General features: G+C 57.2%; 20 protein-coding genes and 2 pseudogenes. 6 read left to right on the forward strand and 16 right to left on the reverse strand.

Annotated elements, in window-relative coordinates; all coding sequences use genetic code 11:
* Window positions 1-160: 160 nt before the first annotated feature.
* The 9 genes and pseudogenes from otsA to mltG all read right to left on the reverse strand — a co-directional run bounded on the left by otsA (window position 161) and on the right by mltG (window position 8,000).
* On the reverse strand, window positions 161-1,561 hold the full coding sequence (otsA, locus tag KPG66_RS07220; protein WP_013435386.1) for an alpha,alpha-trehalose-phosphate synthase (UDP-forming): 1,401 nt from the start codon (window positions 1,559-1,561) through the stop codon (window positions 161-163).
* A gap of 80 nt (window positions 1,562-1,641) precedes the next feature.
* Window positions 1,642-2,823: a mechanosensitive ion channel family protein gene (locus KPG66_RS07225; RefSeq protein WP_157864374.1), complete on the reverse strand. Its 1,182-nt coding sequence runs from the start codon at window positions 2,821-2,823 to the stop codon at window positions 1,642-1,644.
* Window positions 2,824-2,833: 10 nt separating this feature from the next.
* On the reverse strand, window positions 2,834-3,187 hold the full coding sequence (locus KPG66_RS07230) for a Rap1a/Tai family immunity protein (RefSeq protein ID WP_041754284.1): 354 nt from the start codon (window positions 3,185-3,187) through the stop codon (window positions 2,834-2,836).
* A 72-nt stretch (window positions 3,188-3,259) separates the two neighbouring features.
* Window positions 3,260-4,069, reverse strand: a complete 810-nt coding sequence (locus KPG66_RS07235) for an ankyrin repeat domain-containing protein (protein ID WP_041753552.1) — start codon at window positions 4,067-4,069, stop codon at window positions 3,260-3,262.
* A 51-nt stretch (window positions 4,070-4,120) separates the two neighbouring features.
* Complete coding sequence (locus KPG66_RS07240) at window positions 4,121-4,903, reverse strand: TatD family hydrolase (RefSeq protein ID WP_013435390.1); 783 nt, start codon at window positions 4,901-4,903, stop codon at window positions 4,121-4,123.
* 72 nt (window positions 4,904-4,975) lie between these two features.
* A pseudogene (locus tag KPG66_RS07245) lies at window positions 4,976-5,173 on the reverse strand (GNAT family N-acetyltransferase); the annotation flags it as partial.
* A complete protein-coding gene (locus KPG66_RS07250) occupies window positions 5,170-6,243 on the reverse strand; it encodes a DNA polymerase III subunit delta' (RefSeq protein ID WP_013435392.1) in 1,074 nt (357 codons plus the stop codon). The gene KPG66_RS07250 and the pseudogene KPG66_RS07245, both read right to left, overlap by 4 nt.
* A gap of 10 nt (window positions 6,244-6,253) precedes the next feature.
* Entirely contained in the window at window positions 6,254-6,910 is a 657-nt protein-coding gene (tmk, locus tag KPG66_RS07255) for a dTMP kinase (protein WP_013435393.1), read from the reverse strand.
* Between the two features lies 1 nt (window position 6,911).
* Window positions 6,912-8,000: an endolytic transglycosylase MltG gene (mltG, locus tag KPG66_RS07260; RefSeq protein WP_041753554.1), complete on the reverse strand. Its 1,089-nt coding sequence runs from the start codon at window positions 7,998-8,000 to the stop codon at window positions 6,912-6,914.
* 1,216 nt (window positions 8,001-9,216) lie between these two features.
* Here mltG and KPG66_RS07265 point away from each other — a divergent pair.
* Together KPG66_RS07265 and KPG66_RS07270 are read left to right on the forward strand one after the other, a co-directional pair.
* Window positions 9,217-10,596, forward strand: a complete 1,380-nt coding sequence (locus KPG66_RS07265; protein WP_237070417.1) for a hypothetical protein — start codon at window positions 9,217-9,219, stop codon at window positions 10,594-10,596.
* Window positions 10,589-10,738, forward strand: coding sequence for a hypothetical protein (locus KPG66_RS07270; RefSeq protein WP_237070419.1), 150 nt, complete (start codon window positions 10,589-10,591; stop codon window positions 10,736-10,738). The genes KPG66_RS07265 and KPG66_RS07270 overlap by 8 nt, the downstream gene beginning before the upstream one ends.
* Before the next feature lie 373 nt (window positions 10,739-11,111).
* Here KPG66_RS07270 and KPG66_RS07275 read toward each other — a convergent pair whose 3' ends face one another.
* The 4 genes from KPG66_RS07275 to KPG66_RS07290 all read right to left on the reverse strand — a co-directional run bounded on the left by KPG66_RS07275 (window position 11,112) and on the right by KPG66_RS07290 (window position 14,241).
* Entirely contained in the window at window positions 11,112-11,543 is a 432-nt protein-coding gene (locus KPG66_RS07275; RefSeq protein ID WP_237070421.1) for a hypothetical protein, read from the reverse strand.
* Window positions 11,521-12,015 (reverse strand): hypothetical protein, encoded by a 495-nt coding sequence (locus tag KPG66_RS07280; protein ID WP_237070423.1) that lies wholly within the window; start codon window positions 12,013-12,015, stop codon window positions 11,521-11,523. Before KPG66_RS07280 ends, KPG66_RS07275 begins: the two co-directional genes overlap by 23 nt.
* A gap of 24 nt (window positions 12,016-12,039) precedes the next feature.
* Window positions 12,040-12,456 (reverse strand): hypothetical protein, encoded by a 417-nt coding sequence (locus tag KPG66_RS07285; RefSeq protein WP_237070425.1) that lies wholly within the window; start codon window positions 12,454-12,456, stop codon window positions 12,040-12,042.
* Between the two features lie 951 nt (window positions 12,457-13,407).
* On the reverse strand, window positions 13,408-14,241 hold the full coding sequence (locus tag KPG66_RS07290) for a class I SAM-dependent methyltransferase (protein ID WP_083813446.1): 834 nt from the start codon (window positions 14,239-14,241) through the stop codon (window positions 13,408-13,410).
* A gap of 428 nt (window positions 14,242-14,669) precedes the next feature.
* On the opposite strand from KPG66_RS07290, the gene relB reads away from it, so the two are divergent.
* From relB to ygfZ, 3 genes are all read left to right on the forward strand, one after another.
* Window positions 14,670-14,897 carry a type II toxin-antitoxin system RelB family antitoxin gene (gene relB, locus KPG66_RS07295; RefSeq protein WP_041753558.1) on the forward strand — a complete coding sequence of 76 codons (228 nt, stop codon included), beginning with the start codon at window positions 14,670-14,672 and terminating at the stop codon, window positions 14,895-14,897.
* Entirely contained in the window at window positions 14,881-15,150 is a 270-nt protein-coding gene (locus tag KPG66_RS07300) for a type II toxin-antitoxin system RelE family toxin (RefSeq protein ID WP_013435405.1), read from the forward strand. The genes relB and KPG66_RS07300 overlap by 17 nt, the downstream gene beginning before the upstream one ends.
* 326 nt (window positions 15,151-15,476) lie before the next feature.
* Window positions 15,477-16,526 carry a CAF17-like 4Fe-4S cluster assembly/insertion protein YgfZ gene (gene ygfZ / locus KPG66_RS07305; protein ID WP_442929421.1) on the forward strand — a complete coding sequence of 350 codons (1,050 nt, stop codon included), beginning with the start codon at window positions 15,477-15,479 and terminating at the stop codon, window positions 16,524-16,526.
* 122 nt (window positions 16,527-16,648) lie between these two features.
* Here ygfZ and KPG66_RS07310 read toward each other — a convergent pair.
* From KPG66_RS07310 to KPG66_RS07320, 3 genes and pseudogenes are all read right to left on the reverse strand, one after another.
* Window positions 16,649-17,251 (reverse strand): annotated as a pseudogene (locus KPG66_RS07310) (NADP-dependent oxidoreductase); the annotation flags it as partial.
* Between the two features lie 22 nt (window positions 17,252-17,273).
* Window positions 17,274-17,792, reverse strand: coding sequence for a PaaI family thioesterase (locus tag KPG66_RS07315; protein ID WP_083813447.1), 519 nt, complete (start codon window positions 17,790-17,792; stop codon window positions 17,274-17,276).
* On the reverse strand, window positions 17,782-18,084 hold the full coding sequence (locus KPG66_RS07320) for a Dabb family protein (RefSeq protein WP_013435410.1): 303 nt from the start codon (window positions 18,082-18,084) through the stop codon (window positions 17,782-17,784). The genes KPG66_RS07315 and KPG66_RS07320 overlap by 11 nt, the downstream gene beginning before the upstream one ends.
* 438 nt (window positions 18,085-18,522) lie before the next feature.
* On the opposite strand from KPG66_RS07320, the gene KPG66_RS07325 reads away from it, so the two are divergent.
* Entirely contained in the window at window positions 18,523-20,073 is a 1,551-nt protein-coding gene (locus KPG66_RS07325; RefSeq protein WP_013435412.1) for a protein adenylyltransferase SelO, read from the forward strand.
* Window positions 20,074-20,140 lie beyond the last annotated feature (67 nt).

Below are 20,140 nucleotides of genomic sequence, written 5' to 3' on the forward strand. Positions count from 1 at the left end.
CACGCAGCCACCGCAGTACAGGCGCCTGCCGTGCTCGGCCCGGTGTCGTTGACAATCGAGCGCGACGCCCGCCCACGCCGCCGGATATTGCAAATTTTAGCGTTGGATATTGAGACTTCAGATCGCCGTTACACTCGCGAAACATCCGCGCGGTGGCCGGTCAATGCTGCCCCGGCACCGCGCGTGCGTGTCCGCGCAAATCGGCGATGAAGGTGTCGCGCCAGACGCCCAGGTCATTATCGCGCAGGTTCTGCATGTTGGTCTGGTAGCGCTCCTGTCGCTCCACCAGTGGCATCGCCAACGCGTGCTCAAGGGCTTCGGACATGCCGACGATATCGTGCGGGTTGATGATCAGCGCGCCGGGCAACTCCAGCGCTGCGCCAGCAAAGCGCGACAGGACCAGCACGCCAGGATCGTCCGGATTTTGGGCGGCAACATACTCCTTGGCCACCAGATTCATTCCGTCACGCAGTGGCGTGACCAAGCCGATTTGTGACTCGCGAAATAGCGACATCAGCTTCCAACGGTCATAGCGCTGGTTCAAATATCGGATCGGCGTGTAGTCTAAGCCGGAAAACCGGCCGTTGATCCGGCCGGCCTCGTATTCGAGGTTCTGCCTAATTTCTTGATACGACTGGACGTCCGAGCGCGTGGGCGGCGCCACCTGAACGAGTGTAACGTTGCCGCGCCAGTGCGGCGCACGCTCCAGCAGTTGCTCAAATGCCCGGAAACGCTCGACGAGCCCCTTCGAGTAATCGAGCCGGTCCACGCTCATGATCAGCTTGCGCCCTTCCAAACTCTGCTTCAGTTCCAGCACGTGTTGCCGACTCTCGTGGCGACGCGCTTGCTCAGCGATGTCATCGGGGAAAACCCCAATTGGGTAGGCAGCGCCGTGCAATACGCGCCCGTATGCCTCGATTCGACCGTTGTCCCACACTTTGCCATGCGCGTGCCGCTCGACATAATCGGCGAAAGCACGCAGATCGACCGCGGTTTGGAAACCCACCACGTCATAGCTACACAATGCGCGCACCAGTTCGTCGTGCGGCGGGATGTTCAGCATAATCTGCGGCGATGGAAACGGGATATGCAGAAAAAAACCGATCCGGTTCTGCACACCCAGCTGGCGCAGCGCGTCGCCGAATGGGATCAAGTGATAATCGTGGACCCAGATCACATCGTCAGGCCGCAGCAGAGGCAGTAGCTTTTGCGCAAGCCACCGGTTCACGCGCAGGTATCCTGCATAGTCCGTGCGGTCGTAGACGGCCAGGTCATTGCGATAGTGGAAAACCGGCCACAGCGTCGCATTCGAGAAACCGCGATAATACTGGTCATAGTCCTTGCGCGTCAGCCCGACGGTCGCGAACGTGACCTTGCCATCCTCCACGAGCGTGGGCACGGCGTTTGCCCCCGTTTCGCCGACTATGTCGCCACTCCAACCGAACCAGACCCCTCCCGCATCCTTTAGCGCGCCGAACACGCCAACGGCGAGTCCACCAGCGGATCCCTTGCTCTCAGTGGGGGTTGCGACGCGGTTCGACACTACGACCAGCCGGCTCATTCGCTTGTTCTCCGTCAGGTTCTGAATGGGACATGTCGGTTATGACCAACGACGCGCCGCTGCGGTTCACTGAATGCGCGTCAACCGTCGCGACGCATCGCCACCGGGTCAGCCTCCGTATGGGCGACGGTCTTGGACGCCTCCGGTGGCGTGGCCTCGCGCATCGGCTGCGGCTCGGCCTGCAGTGCACGTTCACGCTCAGTGGACAGGTCCGCCCGCATCTTCGGCAGGCATTCCGGATAGTAGCGCTGGATAAACGCAATCAATCCTTCTCGCACGCGACAACGCAAATCCCAATTCAAGCCCGAATCACTCGAGCTGACCAGTACCCGCAATTGCATCGCGTGATCGGTTGCGTCGGTGACTTGCAATACTTGGACGCGCCCATCCCATTCCGGCGCATTGTTGACGATACGTGACAGTTCCTCGCGCAACGGCGGCAATGGCATCTTATAGTCGACAAACAAGAATACCGTGCCGATGATTTGCGAACTGTTGCGAGTCCAGTTTGTGAACGGATTTTCGATCAACCACTGCAGCGGCACGATCAGCCGCCGCTGATCCCAGATTCGAATGGCAACGTAGGTGCCGGTAATCTCCTCGATCCGCCCCCACTCGCCTTGGATCACCACTACGTCGTCGAGCCGAATCGGCTGGGACAGTGCAATCTGCAACCCAGCGATCATATTAGCCAGCACCGGGCGCGCCGCGATACCGGCAACCAGACCGGCGACGCCCGCCGACGCGAGCAGGCTCGTGCCGACCTGCCGGACATTGGGAAACATCATCAGCATCGACGCGATGCCGAGCATCACGATCAACGTCATCACTGACCGGGCGAGCACGCGCGTCTGCGTGTGGATGCGTCGCGCATGCAAGTTGTCGGCCGTGTCCAGCGGGTTCGCGGCGACGATTGCATCGCCCACGCCGGCAACCGAACGTACGGCCAACAGCGTCAGCATGCCGATCAACGTCAGGCCACCAACGTCGCGCGCAACGCGGATCAACGCCAACTCGTCCGGCGCCTCGTGCAGCACCAGTTCAATAGCCAGCATCGCCAGCGCGTAAAGCGATGGCCACTCGATCGCCCCTATCACGACAGCCAGGATCGGATACGGGCGCGTCACGCGGCGCATGATCCGGGCGCCGACCCAGTGCACCGCGCGCACGCACGCCACCGTGATTGCGGCAACGACGATCAGGCCGGTCCACGAATGCAGCGGCGCAGCAGCAATGTTGCTGATCAGTTCAATCCAGTTCACCAACGCTCCATCACTTGTCTGTCGAGCATGGATAGCTCTTGCCCAGCCCCAGTGCGACGACTGTACTGGCGTTGTAGTCCTTTGCGTTTGGCGTATTTGCCAAATACTTGCGTACCGCGTCGGTCAACTCCGCCGCTTTCACGTTGTCGGGTAAGCAAAAGTACTGCCCAACACGCGGCCCTGTCGTGCCGCCGATGGCTTCGATCGTGTTGAACACACCATCCGCCGCACCTTCGATGTAGGCTTCGCACGACACGCGCGATTTCACATCGGTGCGCTGGCACAGACGGTCCAGGTCCGCGCCGGTGAACGCGTAAGCACTCATCGGCACACTGATCGCCAACATTGCGATGGCGCGGAGCAATGTCCTTAGCATGGTGTTCCTTATGTTGTGGTCGACAAGATCCGGCCCGGCACACCGCCGTGCCGGGCCGGGTTATTTTGCACTGCCTGCGCTACCTGCATTGCTGCCGGCCGTGGCAGGCGGGCGTGAATCCTTTTGCCTTTGTTGCGCCTGTATTTTCTCCAGTCGCGCGGCCAGACCATCCGCGATGTCTTTCTGATTGTATTGTTTCGCGAAATCGATCGCGGTCAATCCCAACTGGTTCTTCAGTGTCAGGTCGGCGCCATCGTCGAGCAGCAGCTTCACGGTCGTGATATGGCCGCCGCGCGCGGCCATCATCAGCGGCGTGGTGCCATTCGGCGACGCGGCATCGATGTACGCAAAATGATCAATCAGCAGCTTGACGACCTCATCCTGGCCAGTCGTCGCCGCGTAATGCAGCGGTGTCCAGCCGGACTTGTTGACTTCGGCCCCCTTCTCGATCAGATGCTTGACCAGCCCGGTCTCGCCGTTGAGTGCGGCCAACATCATCGCGTTCTCACCGGCACGATCCAGTTTCTCCAGGTCGGTCTTCGGTTGGTCCGCCAACAGCGCGGCGACCTTTCCGGACTTTTCCCGCGCGGCGAGCACCAACATCGGCATGCCGCCGGCATCGACCAAGTTCGGATCGACTCCGGCGGCGAGCAGCTTGCGCACCGCCTCAACATCGTCGAACTTCACCGCCTTGATCATCGTATCGGCCGGGCCTGCTTGCGCCGTTGACGAGATCGTGGCCCCTATCACCATTGTCAACACGCACGCGAGCCATGCTCCGGCCAGCCGGCGCGATGAACGATAGCGCGATACCCGAGCGGCAGCAAACGACGAGCGAATAACATCGGAGAACCCAGCGAAATTATTCATACATGACACTAGTTTATTTGCTTAATCTGTTGATTATAAATAATTTATACCTCAAGATTCTGCGCCGCGAAACAGACGAAAGAAGTTGGTCGACGTCGCCGCACCAAGTTGCTCTGCGTCGATGCCGCGGAGCTGCGCGATGAAACGTCCGACATGGCTGACGTACGCAGGTTCATTTGGCTTGCCCCGGTACGGCACAGGCGCTAGGTAAGGTGAGTCTGTTTCGATCAGCAAGCGTTCGAGCGGCAGTTTGCGAGCAACTTCCTGGATTTGCGTTGCGTTCTTGAATGTCACAATGCCCGACAGCGAAATGAAAAAATTCTGCTCGAGCGCCGCCTGCGCAATATCCCACGTTTCGGTGAAGCAATGCATCACGCCGCCGACAGCAGCAGCGCCCTCTTCCTGCATGATCCGCAGCGTATCCTGTGCGGCGGCGCGCGTGTGGACGATCAATGGCTTACCGGCAGCGCGCGCGGCCTGGATGTGCGTGCGAAACCGTTGCCGCTGCCATGCCATGTCGTCCAGCGTGCGGCCTTCGAGCCGGTAGTAATCCAACCCGGTTTCGCCAATCGCGACAACCTTCGGATCCTGCGCGAGCGAGACTAATTCGGTAACGTCCGGCTCGCGCGCGTGCTCGTGATCCGGATGCACGCCCACTGACGCGAAGATATGCGGATGCGCATGGGCGATCGCCAGCACGGACGGAAACGTCTCGAGATCGACGCTGACACACAGTGCATGGGTCACCGCATTGACGCGCATCTTTTCAAGCACGTCCGGCAGGCGCTGGGCCATTTCGTCGAAGTTGATGTGGCAATGTGAATCGATAAACATCGGTACCCCGCGTCGCCGCCGCGCGGCGCGCTATTGAAACTGACTGTACGCGCCAGCGGTAAGCCGGCGCCCGACGATGACGCCGTCGCGCTCCAAGACCCACAGCGGGCGCCAGTCCGAAGCATGTACGTCGAACCAGTCGTGCCGGCTGTCGATACTGACGGGCTCTAGGTCAGCAGTCACCTGCCTAAATGAAATCGCCGAATTATAAATCGCGACGATCGCCGGCAGATCGGCGCGTGTCGCGACGTGATAGGGCGCTTGCGTCATGAGTTGCTCCCGAACAGGCTTCGATAATGGATAAACAGCTCCTCGAAAACCAATCGGCCATTCAGCGGATGCTGCTCTACGGCCCGTTGTTGCGTAATCCGCTTCAGACACTGGGCGACCTGCAAAGGCGTGGCACCTCGTGCCACATGCTCGAGCGCGTTACGGTGCGCTGGGAAGTAGCGTGGCTCGCCGCTCGTTTGCATGGTCAGCACGTCATAGAGCCAGCGTTGCAGCCAGCCGAGCACTGACGGCACCGGCACCTTTTGCAGGGCTTCGCCGCAGGCGAATGCGTCGCACGCCGGGCCGGCCGCAAGTTGCTCGAGCGTGAAGCGCTTGAGCGGTGCATGCTCGTCGCGGGCAACGGCCAGCGCGGCCAATGGTGCGCCGCCGGCTTCCGCGAGCGCCCCCACCGGATCGTCAATGGACTGGCCACGGAGCCAGTCCGAGGCACTCGCCGCGTCGGGCGTCGCCAGCGGCCATTGCCTGCAGCGGCTCACGATGGTCGGCAGTAAACGCTCCACGTTCGCGCTCACAAGCAGGAACACCACGCCGGACGGCGGCTCCTCCAGCGTCTTGAGCAGTGCGTTGGCTGCCGCCACGTTCAGTGCCTCGGCTGGGAACAGTACCACCACGCGCCGGCCACCGCGGTGTGAGCCAATACTGCAGAAATCGAGTAGCGCCCTGACCTGCTCGATCCTAATCTCCTTGCTTGGCGCCTTAGATTTCTTGCCGCTCGCGCTTGCGCCACCGTCGTCGCCTGTGCGCTCACCGTTGGCATTCTTGCCGGTATCGCTGTCCGCTTGCAGCGGCGTGGCCTCGGCGGCGAGAGCCTCGGGGCAGACGAGCCTGAAATCCGGGTGGTTGCGTTGCAGGAACCAGGTGCATGCGGCGCACTGCCCGCACGCGCTGGCGTCATCACGAGGCTGTTCGCACAATAAGCTCTGCGCGAGTTCTCGAGCGAAGTCCACCTTGCCGATGCCGGCCTGCCCGTACAGCAATAGCGCGTGAGGCCAATGTTCGCGCAGGGCCTGGATCCGCGTCCAGTCGTCGTATTGCCATGGATACGGCATTTTTTATCGATTAAAGGGTGAGGAGAATGGCTTCGAGCTGTTCGCGCACTTCGGCGATCGAGCATGTTGCATCGACGATCGCAAATCGCGCCGGGGCCTGCGCGGTGCGGCGCAGGTATTCGGCACGGGTGCGCGCGAAGAACGCGTCTGACTCGCTCTCGAACTTATCAGGTGCGCGAGCCCCGCCACGCCTTGCACTGGCAGTTTCGGTCGGCACGTCGAACAGCACGGTGCGATCCGGTTGCAGCCCTGCCTGCACCCATTGCTCGAGTACCTGCAATTTGTCGATCGACAAGCCGCGCCCGCCGCCCTGGTAGGCGAATGTCGCATCCGTGAAGCGATCAGACAGCACCCAGTCGCCGCGGGCAAGCGTCGGCTCGATCACCGCGGCGATATGCTCGCGACGCGCCGCGAACATCAGCAATGCCTCCGTTTCCAGATGCATCGGCTGGCGCAGCAGGATGTCCCGCAGCGCCTCGCCCAGCGGCGTGCCACCCGGCTCGCGCGTGACGATGACACTGGCGCCCTGCCGTGCGGCACGCTCGGACAGCCGGTCGCAAAACCACGTCAGGTGAGTTGTCTTGCCAGCGCCGTCGATCCCTTCGAACGTGATGAACTTGCCGCGCGGCCGGGGCCCGTTTTGGCGACTGGTTGTAATATCCATCATGTCACTGGCCCCTGATGTACTTGTCGACGGCCTTGTTGTGATCGCCGAGATTGTCGGAAAAATGACTACTGCCGTCGCCGCGCGCGACGAAGTACAACGCGCTGCTGACAGCCGGGTGCAGCGCGGCTTCCAGCGACGCGTTGCCAGGCAGCGCGATTGGCGTGGGCGGAAGCCCGCCGCGCATATAGGTATTGTACGGGGTGTCAGTCTGCAAGTCCTGCTTGCGCAACCGGCCAGCGTACGATGTGCCAAGCCCGTAGATCACGGTCGGATCGGTTTGCAATGGCATCGACAGACGCAACCGGTTGACAAATACCGCAGCCACCAGCGGCCGGTCTTGTGCGAGGCCAGTCTCCTTCTCGACGATCGAGGCCATTTTCAGCGCATCGTAGGGTGTCGCATAGGGCAGCCCTAGCGCGCGCCCCTCCCATGCCTGCTGCACCCGTAGATGCATCAACCGGTATGCGCGGCGGTAAATGTCCAGGTCGCTGGTGTTCTTGTCGAACAGGTACGTATCTGGGAAGAACAGGCCCTCAGGCTCTTGCGCAGGCGCACCTTGCAGCGCCGGCATGTGGCGAGCGGGCGGCGATGCTGGCGGCGTGCCCGCCGCGTGTGGGTCGGTGGGTGCGACGTCGGCCAAGATCGCGCGCATCAATTGCGCGTCGCTGAGCGCAGCGGAATCATGGCGCAACGCCGGGTGCGCGTTAATCTCGTCGCGCATGCGGCGAAACGTCCAGCCCTCGATGATCGTGACGACGTACTGGTTCACGTCGCCGCGCGCCACCTTCTGCAATACGCCGTATGGCGTGACCCCGGCCGAAAACGCGTAATTGCCGGACTTCAATTGTGAGGACAGGCCCAGCACACGGGCCATCAGCACGAACAAGCGCGGCTCGATGGGCACGCCATCGCGGCGTAATTGGACGGCGACGCTGCGCAGGCTGCTGCGCGGCTTGATCGTGACATCGAGCGGCGAAGGCGTGATCTGAAGAGGTGTGCGAGCCCAATACCAAACGGCGCCACACGCCGCGACGACGGCGACTGTCGCGGCGGCCGCCGTGGCGAACAACACTTTCTTAAACAGGGACATGTGAAACAGGGCTGAACAAGACTCAATATAACACAATGAAGCTATTAAGCCGTATCCCGCGACGGTAGGTGGATTCGGCGGCTATGTTTGTGTTTGTACCTTTGGCGCGCCTACTATGAACACGTAAACTATGGATTGGTACACGGCAGTCCCTCATCTATGGCACAGGGTTTCAACGACGCACCAGTCGCTCCTTCCACTTCATCGATTTTACCGCCTTAAGTCCAGTACGAATTACCAAGATCGATTGAGTGCCTTATCGCAGGAAAGCACACAGTCTATACCATGCATTTTGCATAAATTCCATAATCTGCGAATCCCAACAATCTGCAGATCTGCTAGACATACAAGCATTGGCCAGGCGGCATGAGGCGAAGACTCACAGGTCAGCCCTCAGTGTATGCACTGTTCATAGTGGCTTTACGGACCGCAATTTTGTCCCAGAAGTCGATTAAACCCAATGTTTCGCCACATCAAAGTCATTAAATATAGAATACTCGTTCCGACAGTTTCAGCGAAAAGCGCTGGTCTCGTAGTCCTCGACAAAGGACAACAGAATTTCTAACTGTTTACCTTCTAGGGTGTTGGATGCAGAATCAACTTACCAGCGCGGCAATAGCTTTCAGCACTTCACTGTAATCTTGTTCAGTGTGAATCGGACGAATTTCTATCTTGTTAATCCAATTCCACCGTTGCGACAAAAAATGCGACGCGCTGACGATCATAGACCGTCATACATGCTCGCAGTGCGCGAAACACTACATCGCTTCGCGCCTGGAGACAGCATATAACGATTTCTACATTATAAAAATTCGCTACAGATCAACGTTTACCATGAACAACGGACCAGCAAGTGAGCCATGCGCAAAATCGAATCTCAGGAAAGCAACATACAGGACCTATCTGCCACTCGTGACAATACCAGCGTACCTTCGTCTCCAAAGGCTGTCGCGAAGCCGCATTCGCCGGTAGCGCAAGACTTAATTCAAGAAGCATTAATCCGCCATCCAAGCGTTCGCCTCGAACAAACAGCGTGCTATCACAGCGCAACGTCTCAACAACACAAGCGGTAGACAACACTGCACGGGGAAGCCGAGCAATCACGATAAGTGAACCGTTAGCTACAACAGGGCGAGTTTTAAATAGCAGATACTCCGCGCTTCTTGCTACGGGTAACCAAGGCATACCGGCCTCCGACCTATGCAGACGATCCAGCTTGGACCATGCAATCCGCTCCGCAGCCCAAGCTGAACAAGCCGCCTTTATTGTCAATACTATTGTTTCCTACGATCAGTTGGCCGACCTGCCAGCCGTGGTCCGCGCCATGGTAGACGGGCTTGAAAAAAATGATAACAAGAGAATTGCGCTTGTCGTGGGTGTCAATGCGCCTGAAAAAGATCAACAGGCCATGGAGCGTGCCATCGAAAAAGTATCCCAGTTAGTTGACAAGTATCCATTTTCTATCGCGTTGTTGCCAAATACATTTAGGAACAGAAAAAATGAAAAATTTCCTTACGGCAAGATGCGTAATGACGTCCTCCATTCCGCCGAAACAAAGGCATTAACCCAATATTTCATGGGCCAAAACCTGCATCCATATATCTCAGTGCAAGACTTCGATAGTAGTTCCCGACGGGTCGGTAATGATAATGGAAAACACGTCTTTCACACGATTGATAAGATGCTGAGCTTCGAACTAGAAGAAGGGATAGAGACGAAACCGGGCAAACAAGCTGCGGAAGCGTCCACACCAGCCCAAAAAACACGCGAGCAAGGCATGAACTTAGAGCACTCAGATGTTGGCCCCTCAAGTACGCAGAAAAAGGGGAAAGGCGGTTTGGCTTTTTTGCCGCTCATGATCGCCGGTGGCTACCGAGCAAACCGAGAGGGTTTGATTGCTCGTACCAGAGCAAGGCTGGATGCGGGCAATGTCGATGAGCGTCATTTAGAGAATCATGTGTCAACCAAAGTTTTGCCAAAGATTGAAGCAGATATGGCAGCTCGGCACGCTTATTCGCAGCTCGATCCACTGCTGCCCTATGCGCCCGAGCCAAATCTTTTTTTAGACGCTACCGCGGCTCTTGGCACGAGTCCTACTGGTCGTACGCTTCGATTTGGGGAGGGACGGTCTGAATTTACCGAAATGGCAAAAAATGTCAGTCGGTTTGCCGCCGACGAATTACAAACTCTTTTTTCAGCACGCCTTCTTTCAGGAGCAGCCGCGTTGGCTGCGGGAGGTAAAATGGAGACAGACCCCAAGCATGCCGAGCACACCCAGGATGTTCGGACAAAATTGTCAATCGATTCGCAAAACAACCGGCATCCCTTTCGCGGCGTTAATGTTTTAGTTGAATATGCCAAACTGAACGTCGAAACCGATCTTTCCAGGCTTGCTGCTACCACGTTTCAAGGAAAAAAATTTCCCCAAAATCACACCGGACTGACAACGGTCGTCGATCGTTTTTACAACACCAAACCCGACAAGCACGGCAGCAAAGCAAGTGATGCACAGAAGGATTTTGCTTCAATCCTTCCCCGAATCAATCTAGCCGCCCCTAAGCTTGACATTAAAGTCAAAATTGGAAAAAATGAGTGAAGCGCTATCGGTGCCTTACGACAAGCCTTTTTCTGGGATGCACTATGGCATTCAAGAGGAAAAACACCGATTGTTCTTGTATCAAGTCGCCATCGAAGAGACGCGTAAAACGTTTGTTGATAAATCACTATCGCAGGTCTGAAATGTATAGATTCTACCAAAGTCCTCGACAGGTTAGGAAAAATACTTTTCAGCGGTAGAATATGGAAGAAGTTTGGTCATGACTTATTAGAGCATGTTATGCGCTTTTCTCAATGGGTACAGCATAAGTGCGTTCGACAGTGAATTGTCCATGCGATGGCCGTTGAAGTTAAATTTAACTCGCCTAGACCAACTCAGACATCATGGGCCCACTAGCATTCGGCAAGTGCGACAAAAAGCGTTTAAAAGTGCTTAAATTCCGCTAGAACAACTTAAGTAGGAAAAATAATAAGCATACCTTAAAATATTTACAGCAGATCTGAGCTCAATTTGCCATTTTAAATATAAAAAATATGGAAAACAGTAAAATTGCATTAATATAGATAAATTTTCAGCGATGGCAAAATTTCAATGAACCGTGAACATGCCTGCTCAGAGAATCGATTGCGCTCCATAAATGACATAATGCTGTCCACGGCAATTCTCCAATTATCCTCTCTTAATGAAGATGTCACGCCCATCGCTTTAATTTCGTTAAGAAATTCAAATAATTTCGCCTCTTCAGTGCCATCCAGCAAACCTAACGCTCGCTGCCACACTCGCTTTGCGAGCATGTCATCCATATGAAAGACACGATCGAGCAGCCCGCTCGCCGCTTGCACGCGCTGCGCAAGTGGCACACGCTCAAGACCAAACTCCAACAGCTGAAATTCTTCAGCATAGCGATCTAATGGCAACACAGTAAATCCAGCCGGCAAGCGGTATAGCGCAATCCCCCATTGTTCATCCGGCAGTGACATCGCCAAGTTGTGCATCTCCGCATAGCGGATAGATTGCTCTGTTTCTGGCAGCGCCAATACAGCAGCCGCCATCGCACCAACCGGTGCGCCTTGACGGAGACAGCTGTAGCACTCGTTCTCGTAATATCGCATACAGCTCGGAGGTTTTTGTGCTTGGATAGCCGTTAGCCTCATCGAAATCGCACAGCATCGTCGATAACACTGTAATTATCTCAGCTTGCCGAGCGTCGCCCAAATAGGGAAGCTGGGCTAGAAGTGCCTCGTAGCCTTCAAGGTATTCAGGTGCACCACCCGGGAAACAGTTAAGCTGATCTGCAAGCTCTGGCCAAACGTTTTCGTCATCCGGCCTACGTTTTTGTGCCATTGCCATAACAAAGTCGAATAATTCGAATTGTTCGTCGTCGGGAAAGCTGCTCAGCATGGCAGTCATTGCCTTTTGTATCTGCACCCCTTCTTTCGGGATGCGATCCGCAGCCATGAACAATCGCTTAAAGGCCTCAGCTTAGTCGGCTTCCGGCAGCGCTTGCAGACGCTGGCGCAACGCTTCAATTGGTTCAATGTGCTGCGCCGGCTCGCTGAGCGTGCCGTCCATCTCCTCGAGCAGCTTTTCGACTGACGCGAGGCTCACGGCCTGGCTCGCCCGTTGCCAATAGCTGTAGATTCGCCGCCGGCTTTGCATTGCATGATAAGTACGACGATCAACTGTTGAAAAATTTTTCACATCTTGAACGGGCACGTTGTCACCGATTCGCGCAATCAATTCGAGCGGCAGCTCGTAGTACGTCGTGGGCCGCTTGACCGGTAGGTCAACTAAAATGCCGCTTGGCGGTTTCAGTGGCGCGGTGGGTTGCGGGTAGGCTTTCGACGCACAGATAAAGGCGCGGGAGTCGTTTAAAGCGGCATTCAAATCGAAGTCCATCGGTCAGCTCAGTAATATATAGACGCAATGGGAAGCGATGCAGTGCAGCAGGTTAACCGAAAGCAGGCAGATTAGCAGATTAATACGCAGCGATTTCTACGCTTTTGGCGGATAACGTGATGTCAATGCGCAATCGTTGGCCGCTGTGCAACGGGATCCACAATGAAGTCGAGGCTCCACGTATCATTGGCCGCAGTCGCTTTTACTTGCAGCCTGATTTGTCTGGGCGCGTCGCGTGTGGTTCGGCTTGTATCGAAGCGGTAACCCTTGCCCGCGGCACAGTCTGTACACCACCTTCCTGCTGACCGGGTCCTCTCTCGCTGCAGAAGCACGTGAATTTTGCAGTAGCCGTAACGCACACGGCTCATCGCGGTCTCTCGTATGCGCTGGCGCATAGCCGTGTACGAGAATGTTCACACGCCTAATGTGACATGTTATTGGCAAGCATTGTCGATATGACTAGGTAGATTGCCATACAATCGGTAAATTCAGTTGTTTCTCGCCACAGTAGGCGGGCTCAGCCGTCATGCCTGTATCTTTGATGTGGCCAGGGCTTGGTCCCTTTTCTCCACCCCATCGTTTTCACCGCCCAAGTATCCTCAAATACGCGTACTGATCCACCTGTGTGTACTCTAAATGTGAGCAACCGATGCCAACAATGGGAAGCGCTGTTGCGTCAGTGGCAACCGACTGTCTCTGGCCGTACTGCACATACGTAGCGCTGAAGCGCGTGCAGCTTGTCTATCCCACTGTTCGTCGGCTGCGACGCCACCGCCCGCGTCGCTAATTGCGACATTGGCATTGTGTATGTTACTGCCTGGGTGTGATGCGTTTAGAAAAACCAGTGTTTGAGGTACCTGTATGTGCCCGTCCATTAGCGTGAAAGCGCCATGTGATGCTGCCGCCTTGTGGACCTATACTGGACGTGCTCATAAGCCTAGGGTCATCCACCTACTTAATTGCATAAATAACTTTTTCTGGCTTCCGTTGTGAGCTTGCAATTGTAACATCAATTAATTTTACTTTGGAAAAACCTACACTGGCGACCCGTGCTGCAATATCATTAAGCGAATGATGCCAAAAAGCAGGTGCCGATTTTGCTCCACCTATCCGGCTATCATGATACTCAGGCTCACCAATAAAAACGATACTCTTGCCATTTGAATAAGCAATTTGTTGAGTATTTTTTATGTCGTATAGAGGAACGCTAAAAATTAAGGCCCCACCTTTGCGCAAAACACGTAAACATTCTTTGTATCCCTTTATATCATTTGGCACATGCTCAAATACTTGATTGGACGTAACGAGATCAATACTATTATCATCAAAAGTTAAATTTTGCACATCTTGATTCAAGTATCCATTAACCATCTCACCCAATTTATGATCAGGAAAAAATTCACTGGAAATTACTGTATCAAAGTTTTTTTCTAGCCAATGAAGCGTGCTACCGTAAATAGATAACTCATAGGCGATACGGCCTGAATATTCACCACCGCAGTGAGATTTGACGACTGGAATAAGAGATAAATTGGTGATGTTTGCCATGCATTTTAAGCATCTTGTCATAAAAGGACTTGGCTTTATAGAAACAAATATGCTTCGCCCGCATAGAGGGCAGTCACCAAGGGAGAATTTCCACTTATAAGGCGCATCCGCCCAACCCAAATAACGGATTATTGAAGTTAGTCGTTTTGGCAGAATTTCTGAAATTTTTCTTGGCATCATTCTCGTTTCCTTGGTTTTCTCTAAATTATGCAAACTAAATTTTTTCACGCCATTCATTGCAATCAATATTTTACATAAAATTACTATTATTCAAGATGGATTTGTATTCATCGGTTGCATATGCTCGGCTCAAATCTTAATACACACTAAAAGCGCAACGCTGATTGGCCGGGCTTTCTCACCACTGTCGCCATTTACTACGATCGTGTGAGAATGATTTCCAGCGTCGCCAATGCCAACGTTGTGGGTGTGATTGTTGGCATCAATGATGCCATATTCCACAGGGCCGGGTAGGCGGTACGAGACACACCTGATTTGTAGTCAACTTGTCCACGTACGCCTGATGCGGGAAGCCAGGCAAAGGCATAGCTCGCCACGATCATCGTACAGCCTCTGCAAATGCACCTGTTTTCTAGACAAAGGGGCTTGCGCATCGCCCAACCTTGCACGATACTTGTATCATCCTGTCCAAAGAGCATAGCGCCATGGCCCTTTCAATTCGACTGCCCGGCGATGTGGAAGCCCGGCTGAAGAACCTGGCCGAACTGACCGGGCGTACCAAGAGCTTTTACATCACCGAGGCGATCTGCGAACATCTCGACGACCTCGAAGATTTGTACCTGGCTGAGCATGAGCTTGAAGCGATACGTGCGGGAAAATCCGAAACCGCACCGCTCGAAGAAGTGATGAAACACTATGGCATGGAAGGTTGAGCTATCAAGTCTGGCACGCAAAAACCTTAAGGAACTTAACCCGCAACATGCTCGCCGTATTCTGGCCTTCCTACATGAGCGTGTGTCCGTACTGGACGACCCTCGCAGCATTGGCGAAGCCCTCAAAGGTTCGCGCTTGAGGGCTTTCTGGAAATACCGTGTCGGGGATTGCAGAATTATTGCTAATATCGAGGACAGCGCTTTGCGCATTCTCGTTGTTCGAATCGGAAACCGCCGCGAGGTGTACCGATGAGCAGCAAAGCGAATCAAAGTTTCAGACCTGCTCCCGATCCCGCACCAAGCGATGTGAGGCCGCATACGCACTCTCCCGCACCCGGCGCACGGCTTTAAAAAACCCATGCGCGAGTAGAACGGATTTATCGCCGCAAACCTGAGCGCGTCAGACCGCTGCGATAATCAATCTATGGCGCATGGCCCATTCTATGGCACAAGGCATCTAGTCCGGGATGGCTGAAAGCCTTGCTGGACGTGCCATTGGCGAGCATCGCCAATATAGCCATAAAGCATATAATACCTGCTTGCCTAAGCCAAAGTCAGAATGGACAACGCAGCTTGAACATGAACACATCCTCTAAGGTTACCGGGCCAGGTGATGGCGATGCCGGTCGTGACGCCAACGCGCTGGCGCGCGTGGACACCGACGCGTTCACCGCGCTTCACGCTGAACGAGGCGCTTATATGGTGCTCGACCAGTTCAGCGTGATAGACGTGCACGGTGACGACGCAGCCAGCTTCCTGCACGGCCAACTGACCAACGATATTCAAACGCTGGAAGCAGGCAGTGTGCGGCTGGCCGGCTTCTGCTCGCCCAAGGGGCGGCTGCTCGCCACGCTACTGGTTTGGCGTGCTGGCGACGCGGTGCGCATGCTGGTTTCCGCGGACCTGGCTGCGCCGCTTCAGAAGCGATTGTCGATGTTCGTGCTGCGCGCCAAGGCGCGGCTGACCAACACCACCGACGACCTTGCCGTGGTCGGCTTTGCCGGCGACGTGCGGGCCGCGCTATCGCAGTGCTTCGAGGCATTGCCCGACGGTGTACACGTCAAGATTGACACGGCCTGCGGGGAATTGATCCGCGTGCCGGATGCGAACGGCGTGCCACGTTTCTTGTGGGTCGGGCCGAGGGCCGCAGTCGATGCGAAGCTTGCCGCACTGAATGCGACGCATCGCGCGCGACGGGCCGTCCCCGCACTGTGGGACTGGCTTGATATCCGCGCGGGCGAGCCGCGTGTGAATGCCGCGACGAGCGAGCAGTTCGTGCCGCAAATGATTAATTTCGAACTCGTCGGTGGCATCAACTTTCGCAAGGGCTGCTATCCTGGGCAGGAAGTGGTCGCCCGTTCTCAGTATCGCGGCACGATCAAGCGCCGCACGGTGCTGGCGCACACCGCGCAGGCGCACGCCGGCGTCGAGGTGTTTCATTCGGAGGACCCTAACCAACCGTGCGGGATGGTCGTCAATGCCGCCGCGGCCCCCGAGGGCGGTGTCGATTGCCTGGTCCAGCTCAAGCTTGGCGCACTCGATACCGGTTCAGTCCACGTCGGGTCCCCCCACGGCCCGACGCTGGCGTTCCTCCCCCTGCCGTACCCGTTGCCGGCGCAAACGCCTTGAGCGGCCCGTCGCAGCGGCAAACGGACTGCGGTCCATGTCGGGCGCCGTCGCGATGTGTCTGATCGTATTCGACTGGCGCCCCGATGTCCACGCAGACGGCGCGGCGCTGCTCACGTTGGCCGCGCATCGAAGCCGAGCGTCTCAACGACGTAGCGGCACTTGTCCGCGCCTCCCGCGATGCCGATTGCGCGTGCGCCGCTCAGCTTGGCCAACTGGCCGACGACACTGCCGACTGCGCCGCTGGCCGCGCTGACCACCACTGTGCTGCCCGGTTGGGGCGCAATGATCCGGTTCAGCCCGTACCAGGCGGTGACGCCCGGCATGCCGACCGGGCCGAGATAGGCGGACAATGGCACGCGCGTGTCGTCGATCTTTTCCATGCCAGTGCCATCCGACGTGCCATATTCCTGCCAGCCGAACTTCGCCAGCACCTTGTCACCGACGTGCCATTGCGGATGGGTCGATTCCACGACCTCGCCGACCGTGCCGCCGAGCATGACCTGGTCCAGCGGCTGCGGCAGCGCGTACGATTTCGCGTCGCTCATGCGGCCGCGCATGTACGGATCGAGAGACAGGTAGTGATTGCGCACGCGAACTTGGCCAGGCGCGAGAAATTCCAGCGGGGTTTGCACGAGCCGGAAATTCTCGTGCGACGGCTCTGCGGCCGGACGCGACACCAGCCAAATCTGGCGATTCACTGCTGCTGGATTTGATGCACTCGTGATCTTTGTCCTGGATGGGTGAAAGTCAGTCGTGCGCCGGCGCCGGGTCGGCGTCCGGCACAGCCGGTTGCGGCACCACCCGCTGGTGGGTGATCTCACGACCCACGGCCAATGCGCTCAGGTACTTGAACGTGCCCAGCGCCTTGGCAACGAAGCGTCCGTCGCTATCGTGCACCTCACCCTCACAATAAGCCATCGTCGCGGAGCGGTGCAGCACCCGCGCCCGGGCCCGAAGTTCGCCACGTCCAGGTTGCATGAAGTTGGTCTTCATCTCGACGGTGACCACGCCCGCGCCGCTGCTCAACGAGCGCGCGGCCAGTGCTAGGCCCGCGTCGAGCAGCGTCATTATCACGCCGCCGTGCGCGACGTCCCATGTATTCAAATGCAACGCTGTGAGCGGCAGTACCATCTCGCTGCGCCCGTGCGCCGCATGGACGAGCCGCACGCCCAGATGGTCTGCGAATGGACTGCTCAGCGCTTGCACCGCGGCCGGCGGTGTGTCGTTCGCTACGGGCACGGCATCAGGCTGTATATCAAGCTTCATAGTCAATGCACTGCCGCGCGTCGCGCACACTCGCCACAAACGCCTTGATTTTCTCGTGCTCGGGATGCACTGCGTAGGCTTCAAGCGCGGCCTTGTTATCGAACTCGGACACGAGTACCACATCATAGGTCGCCTCGAGCCCCGGCGTCGCGACGCCGACCTCGAAGCGGCGAATGCCGGGCACGATGTTCCGACAGCCTTCGAGCAGCGCTTTCAGCCGGACTGCGTTCGTTGCGCGGTCCGCACCTTCGGCTTGCTCCTTCAATTTCCACATGACAATATGTTTCAGCACATCTGCCTCCTTGAACGCTGATCCGACAATTGAACCCGTATTGCATCACGACGCGGTGATCATCGCGTCGCGGGGGCGGACCAGCAAGCCCGCCATTTTGCCTCTGATCGGCGTTTCTGTCGCATGCCGCCGCGCGGCGGCCGCGTGACCGTCATCGTGCATTGGTGGCCCGTCGATGCGCTAGGACACGATTTTGACATCGCCGACATGCCGCGCTATATGCGCGATCAACGACGAGATCCACAACGAACTATCCGCCACCTAAACGCACTATCTGTCATCTGGCACAGCAACGGTGCGCATCGGGCGTTTCCTGATGTGTTTCGATTCATCAGTACAAACGTGGGCGACGGCATTGTCGTGCCCACAGCTCGCCAGGGATCGGCAAGCGGGCGAGGGACGATCTACAATAGAGGCTAATACGACACCGGAGCGCTCATGGCGTTTTCCCAAAGCGGCACCGTTGTTCACGAACAGCCGGCATTTGCGGGCGCAATCGATCTGAATCGGCCCGGCGCGTTCTCCCAACTCGGCACGCAGTTCCTCACGCGGCAAAGCGCCACGCCGTTGCCTGATCCGTATGTGGTCGCTGTTTCCACCGACCTCGCGCACGAACTCGGCTTGGGCGCCACGGCACTGACCGATCCCGCGTTCGCTGACTACTTCTGCGGTAATCTGACGCAATACCTGGAGCACGCGGCGTTGCCCTTCGCCAGCGTGTATTCTGGCCACCAGTTCGGCGTCTGGGCCGGCCAACTCGGCGACGGACGCGCGTTGACGCTCGGCGAGACCGAGCATCGCGGACAGCGCCAGGAAATACAGATCAAGGGCGGTGGTCGGACCCCCTACTCACGCACGGGCGATGGCCGGGCGGTGCTGCGCTCGTCGATCCGCGAATTCCTGTGCTCGGAGGCGATGCACTGTCTCGGCATTCCGACCACGCGCGCGTTGTGTGTGATCGGCTCGGACACACCAGTCTACCGCGAGACGGTAGAAACGGCGGCGGTCACGACGCGTGTCGCGCCGACATTCATTCGGTTTGGCCATTTCGAGCACTTTTATTCGACTGGACAAGTGGAGGCGTTGCGTCGGCTCGCAGACCATGTGATCGAGCGTGAATTCCCGTCTTGCCGCGACGCGCAGGATCCCTATCTCGCATTGCTGACGGCCGTCTGCGAGCGCACGGCTGCGTTGATAGCGCATTGGCAGGCGGTGGGTTTCTGCCATGGCGTAATGAATACGGACAACATGTCGATCATTGGACTGACGATCGACTATGGGCCGTTCGGCTTCATCGACGGCTTCGACGCAAACCATATCTGCAACCACTCTGACACGTCCGGGCGATATGCGTACCAGCAACAGCCGCACGTGGGCCGCTGGAATCTGATTTGTCTGGCGCAGGCGCTCGTGCCACTGATCGGCGCACACCGGGGCACGGCCGGGGATGAGCGTGCGATCGCGGATGCACGCGATGCACTGCAAGGGTACCAGGCTCACTTCGGCCCGGCACTGGAGGCGCGCTTCCGTGCCAAGCTGGGACTGGCCACGGCCGAGCCGGACGATGTCGCGTTAATTAATCGTCTGTTGGCGCTCATGCACGCGAACCACGCGGATTTCACATTGACCTTCCGGCGCATGGCCGGTGTGTGTCAGCACGATGCTTCCGGTGACGCACCCGTGCGTGACTTGTTCGTCGATCGCGCGGCGTTCGATGCATGGGCGGCCACTTATCGACAGCGCCTGAAAACCGAGCCCGCAGACGACGCGACGCGTCGCGCAGCAATGAACCGCGTCAATCCGAAATACGTGCTACGCAACCATCTGGCTGAGCAGGCGGTCCGTGCAGCGAACGGAAAGGACTTCACCGAAATTGCACGGCTATTGCAGGTCTTGTCGCGCCCGTTCGACGAGCAACCCGAGTATGAGGCATACGCGGCTTTGCCGCCGGATTGGGCCGCCTCGCTTTCGGTGAGCTGTTCATCCTGAGCGGCTGCCGCGTCATGCGCGCAACTGCAGCTGCGGCAGCCGCACCGGTAACAGCGCCACGATCCGC

The sequence above is a fragment of the Mycetohabitans sp. B2 genome, assembly GCF_021733735.1.
Classification (GTDB): domain Bacteria; phylum Pseudomonadota; class Gammaproteobacteria; order Burkholderiales; family Burkholderiaceae; genus Mycetohabitans; species Mycetohabitans rhizoxinica.

What these genes read in the sequence shown, in the direction of transcription:
- KPG66_RS07240 (WP_013435390.1), bottom strand. Translation starts at nt 4,903, where the DNA reads ATGTTTATCGATTCACATTGCCACATCAACTTCGACGAAATGGCCCAG.
- tmk (WP_013435393.1), bottom strand. Translation starts at nt 6,910, where the DNA reads ATGATGGATATTACAACCAGTCGCCAAAACGGGCCCCGGCCGCGCGGC.
- KPG66_RS07235 (WP_041753552.1), bottom strand. Translation starts at nt 4,069, where the DNA reads ATGAATAATTTCGCTGGGTTCTCCGATGTTATTCGCTCGTCGTTTGCT.
- KPG66_RS07325 (WP_013435412.1), top strand. Translation starts at nt 18,523, where the DNA reads ATGGCGTTTTCCCAAAGCGGCACCGTTGTTCACGAACAGCCGGCATTT.
- KPG66_RS07300 (WP_013435405.1), top strand. Translation starts at nt 14,881, where the DNA reads ATGGCATGGAAGGTTGAGCTATCAAGTCTGGCACGCAAAAACCTTAAG.
- KPG66_RS07315 (WP_083813447.1), bottom strand. Translation starts at nt 17,792, where the DNA reads ATGAAGCTTGATATACAGCCTGATGCCGTGCCCGTAGCGAACGACACA.
- ygfZ (WP_442929421.1), top strand. Translation starts at nt 15,477, where the DNA reads ATGAACACATCCTCTAAGGTTACCGGGCCAGGTGATGGCGATGCCGGT.
- KPG66_RS07270 (WP_237070419.1), top strand. Translation starts at nt 10,589, where the DNA reads ATGAGTGAAGCGCTATCGGTGCCTTACGACAAGCCTTTTTCTGGGATG.
- mltG (WP_041753554.1), bottom strand. Translation starts at nt 8,000, where the DNA reads ATGTCCCTGTTTAAGAAAGTGTTGTTCGCCACGGCGGCCGCCGCGACA.
- KPG66_RS07290 (WP_083813446.1), bottom strand. Translation starts at nt 14,241, where the DNA reads ATGAATGGCGTGAAAAAATTTAGTTTGCATAATTTAGAGAAAACCAAG.
- KPG66_RS07250 (WP_013435392.1), bottom strand. Translation starts at nt 6,243, where the DNA reads ATGCCGTATCCATGGCAATACGACGACTGGACGCGGATCCAGGCCCTG.
- relB (WP_041753558.1), top strand. Translation starts at nt 14,670, where the DNA reads ATGGCCCTTTCAATTCGACTGCCCGGCGATGTGGAAGCCCGGCTGAAG.
- KPG66_RS07285 (WP_237070425.1), bottom strand. Translation starts at nt 12,456, where the DNA reads ATGGACTTCGATTTGAATGCCGCTTTAAACGACTCCCGCGCCTTTATC.
- KPG66_RS07280 (WP_237070423.1), bottom strand. Translation starts at nt 12,015, where the DNA reads ATGGCTGCGGATCGCATCCCGAAAGAAGGGGTGCAGATACAAAAGGCA.
- otsA (WP_013435386.1), bottom strand. Translation starts at nt 1,561, where the DNA reads ATGAGCCGGCTGGTCGTAGTGTCGAACCGCGTCGCAACCCCCACTGAG.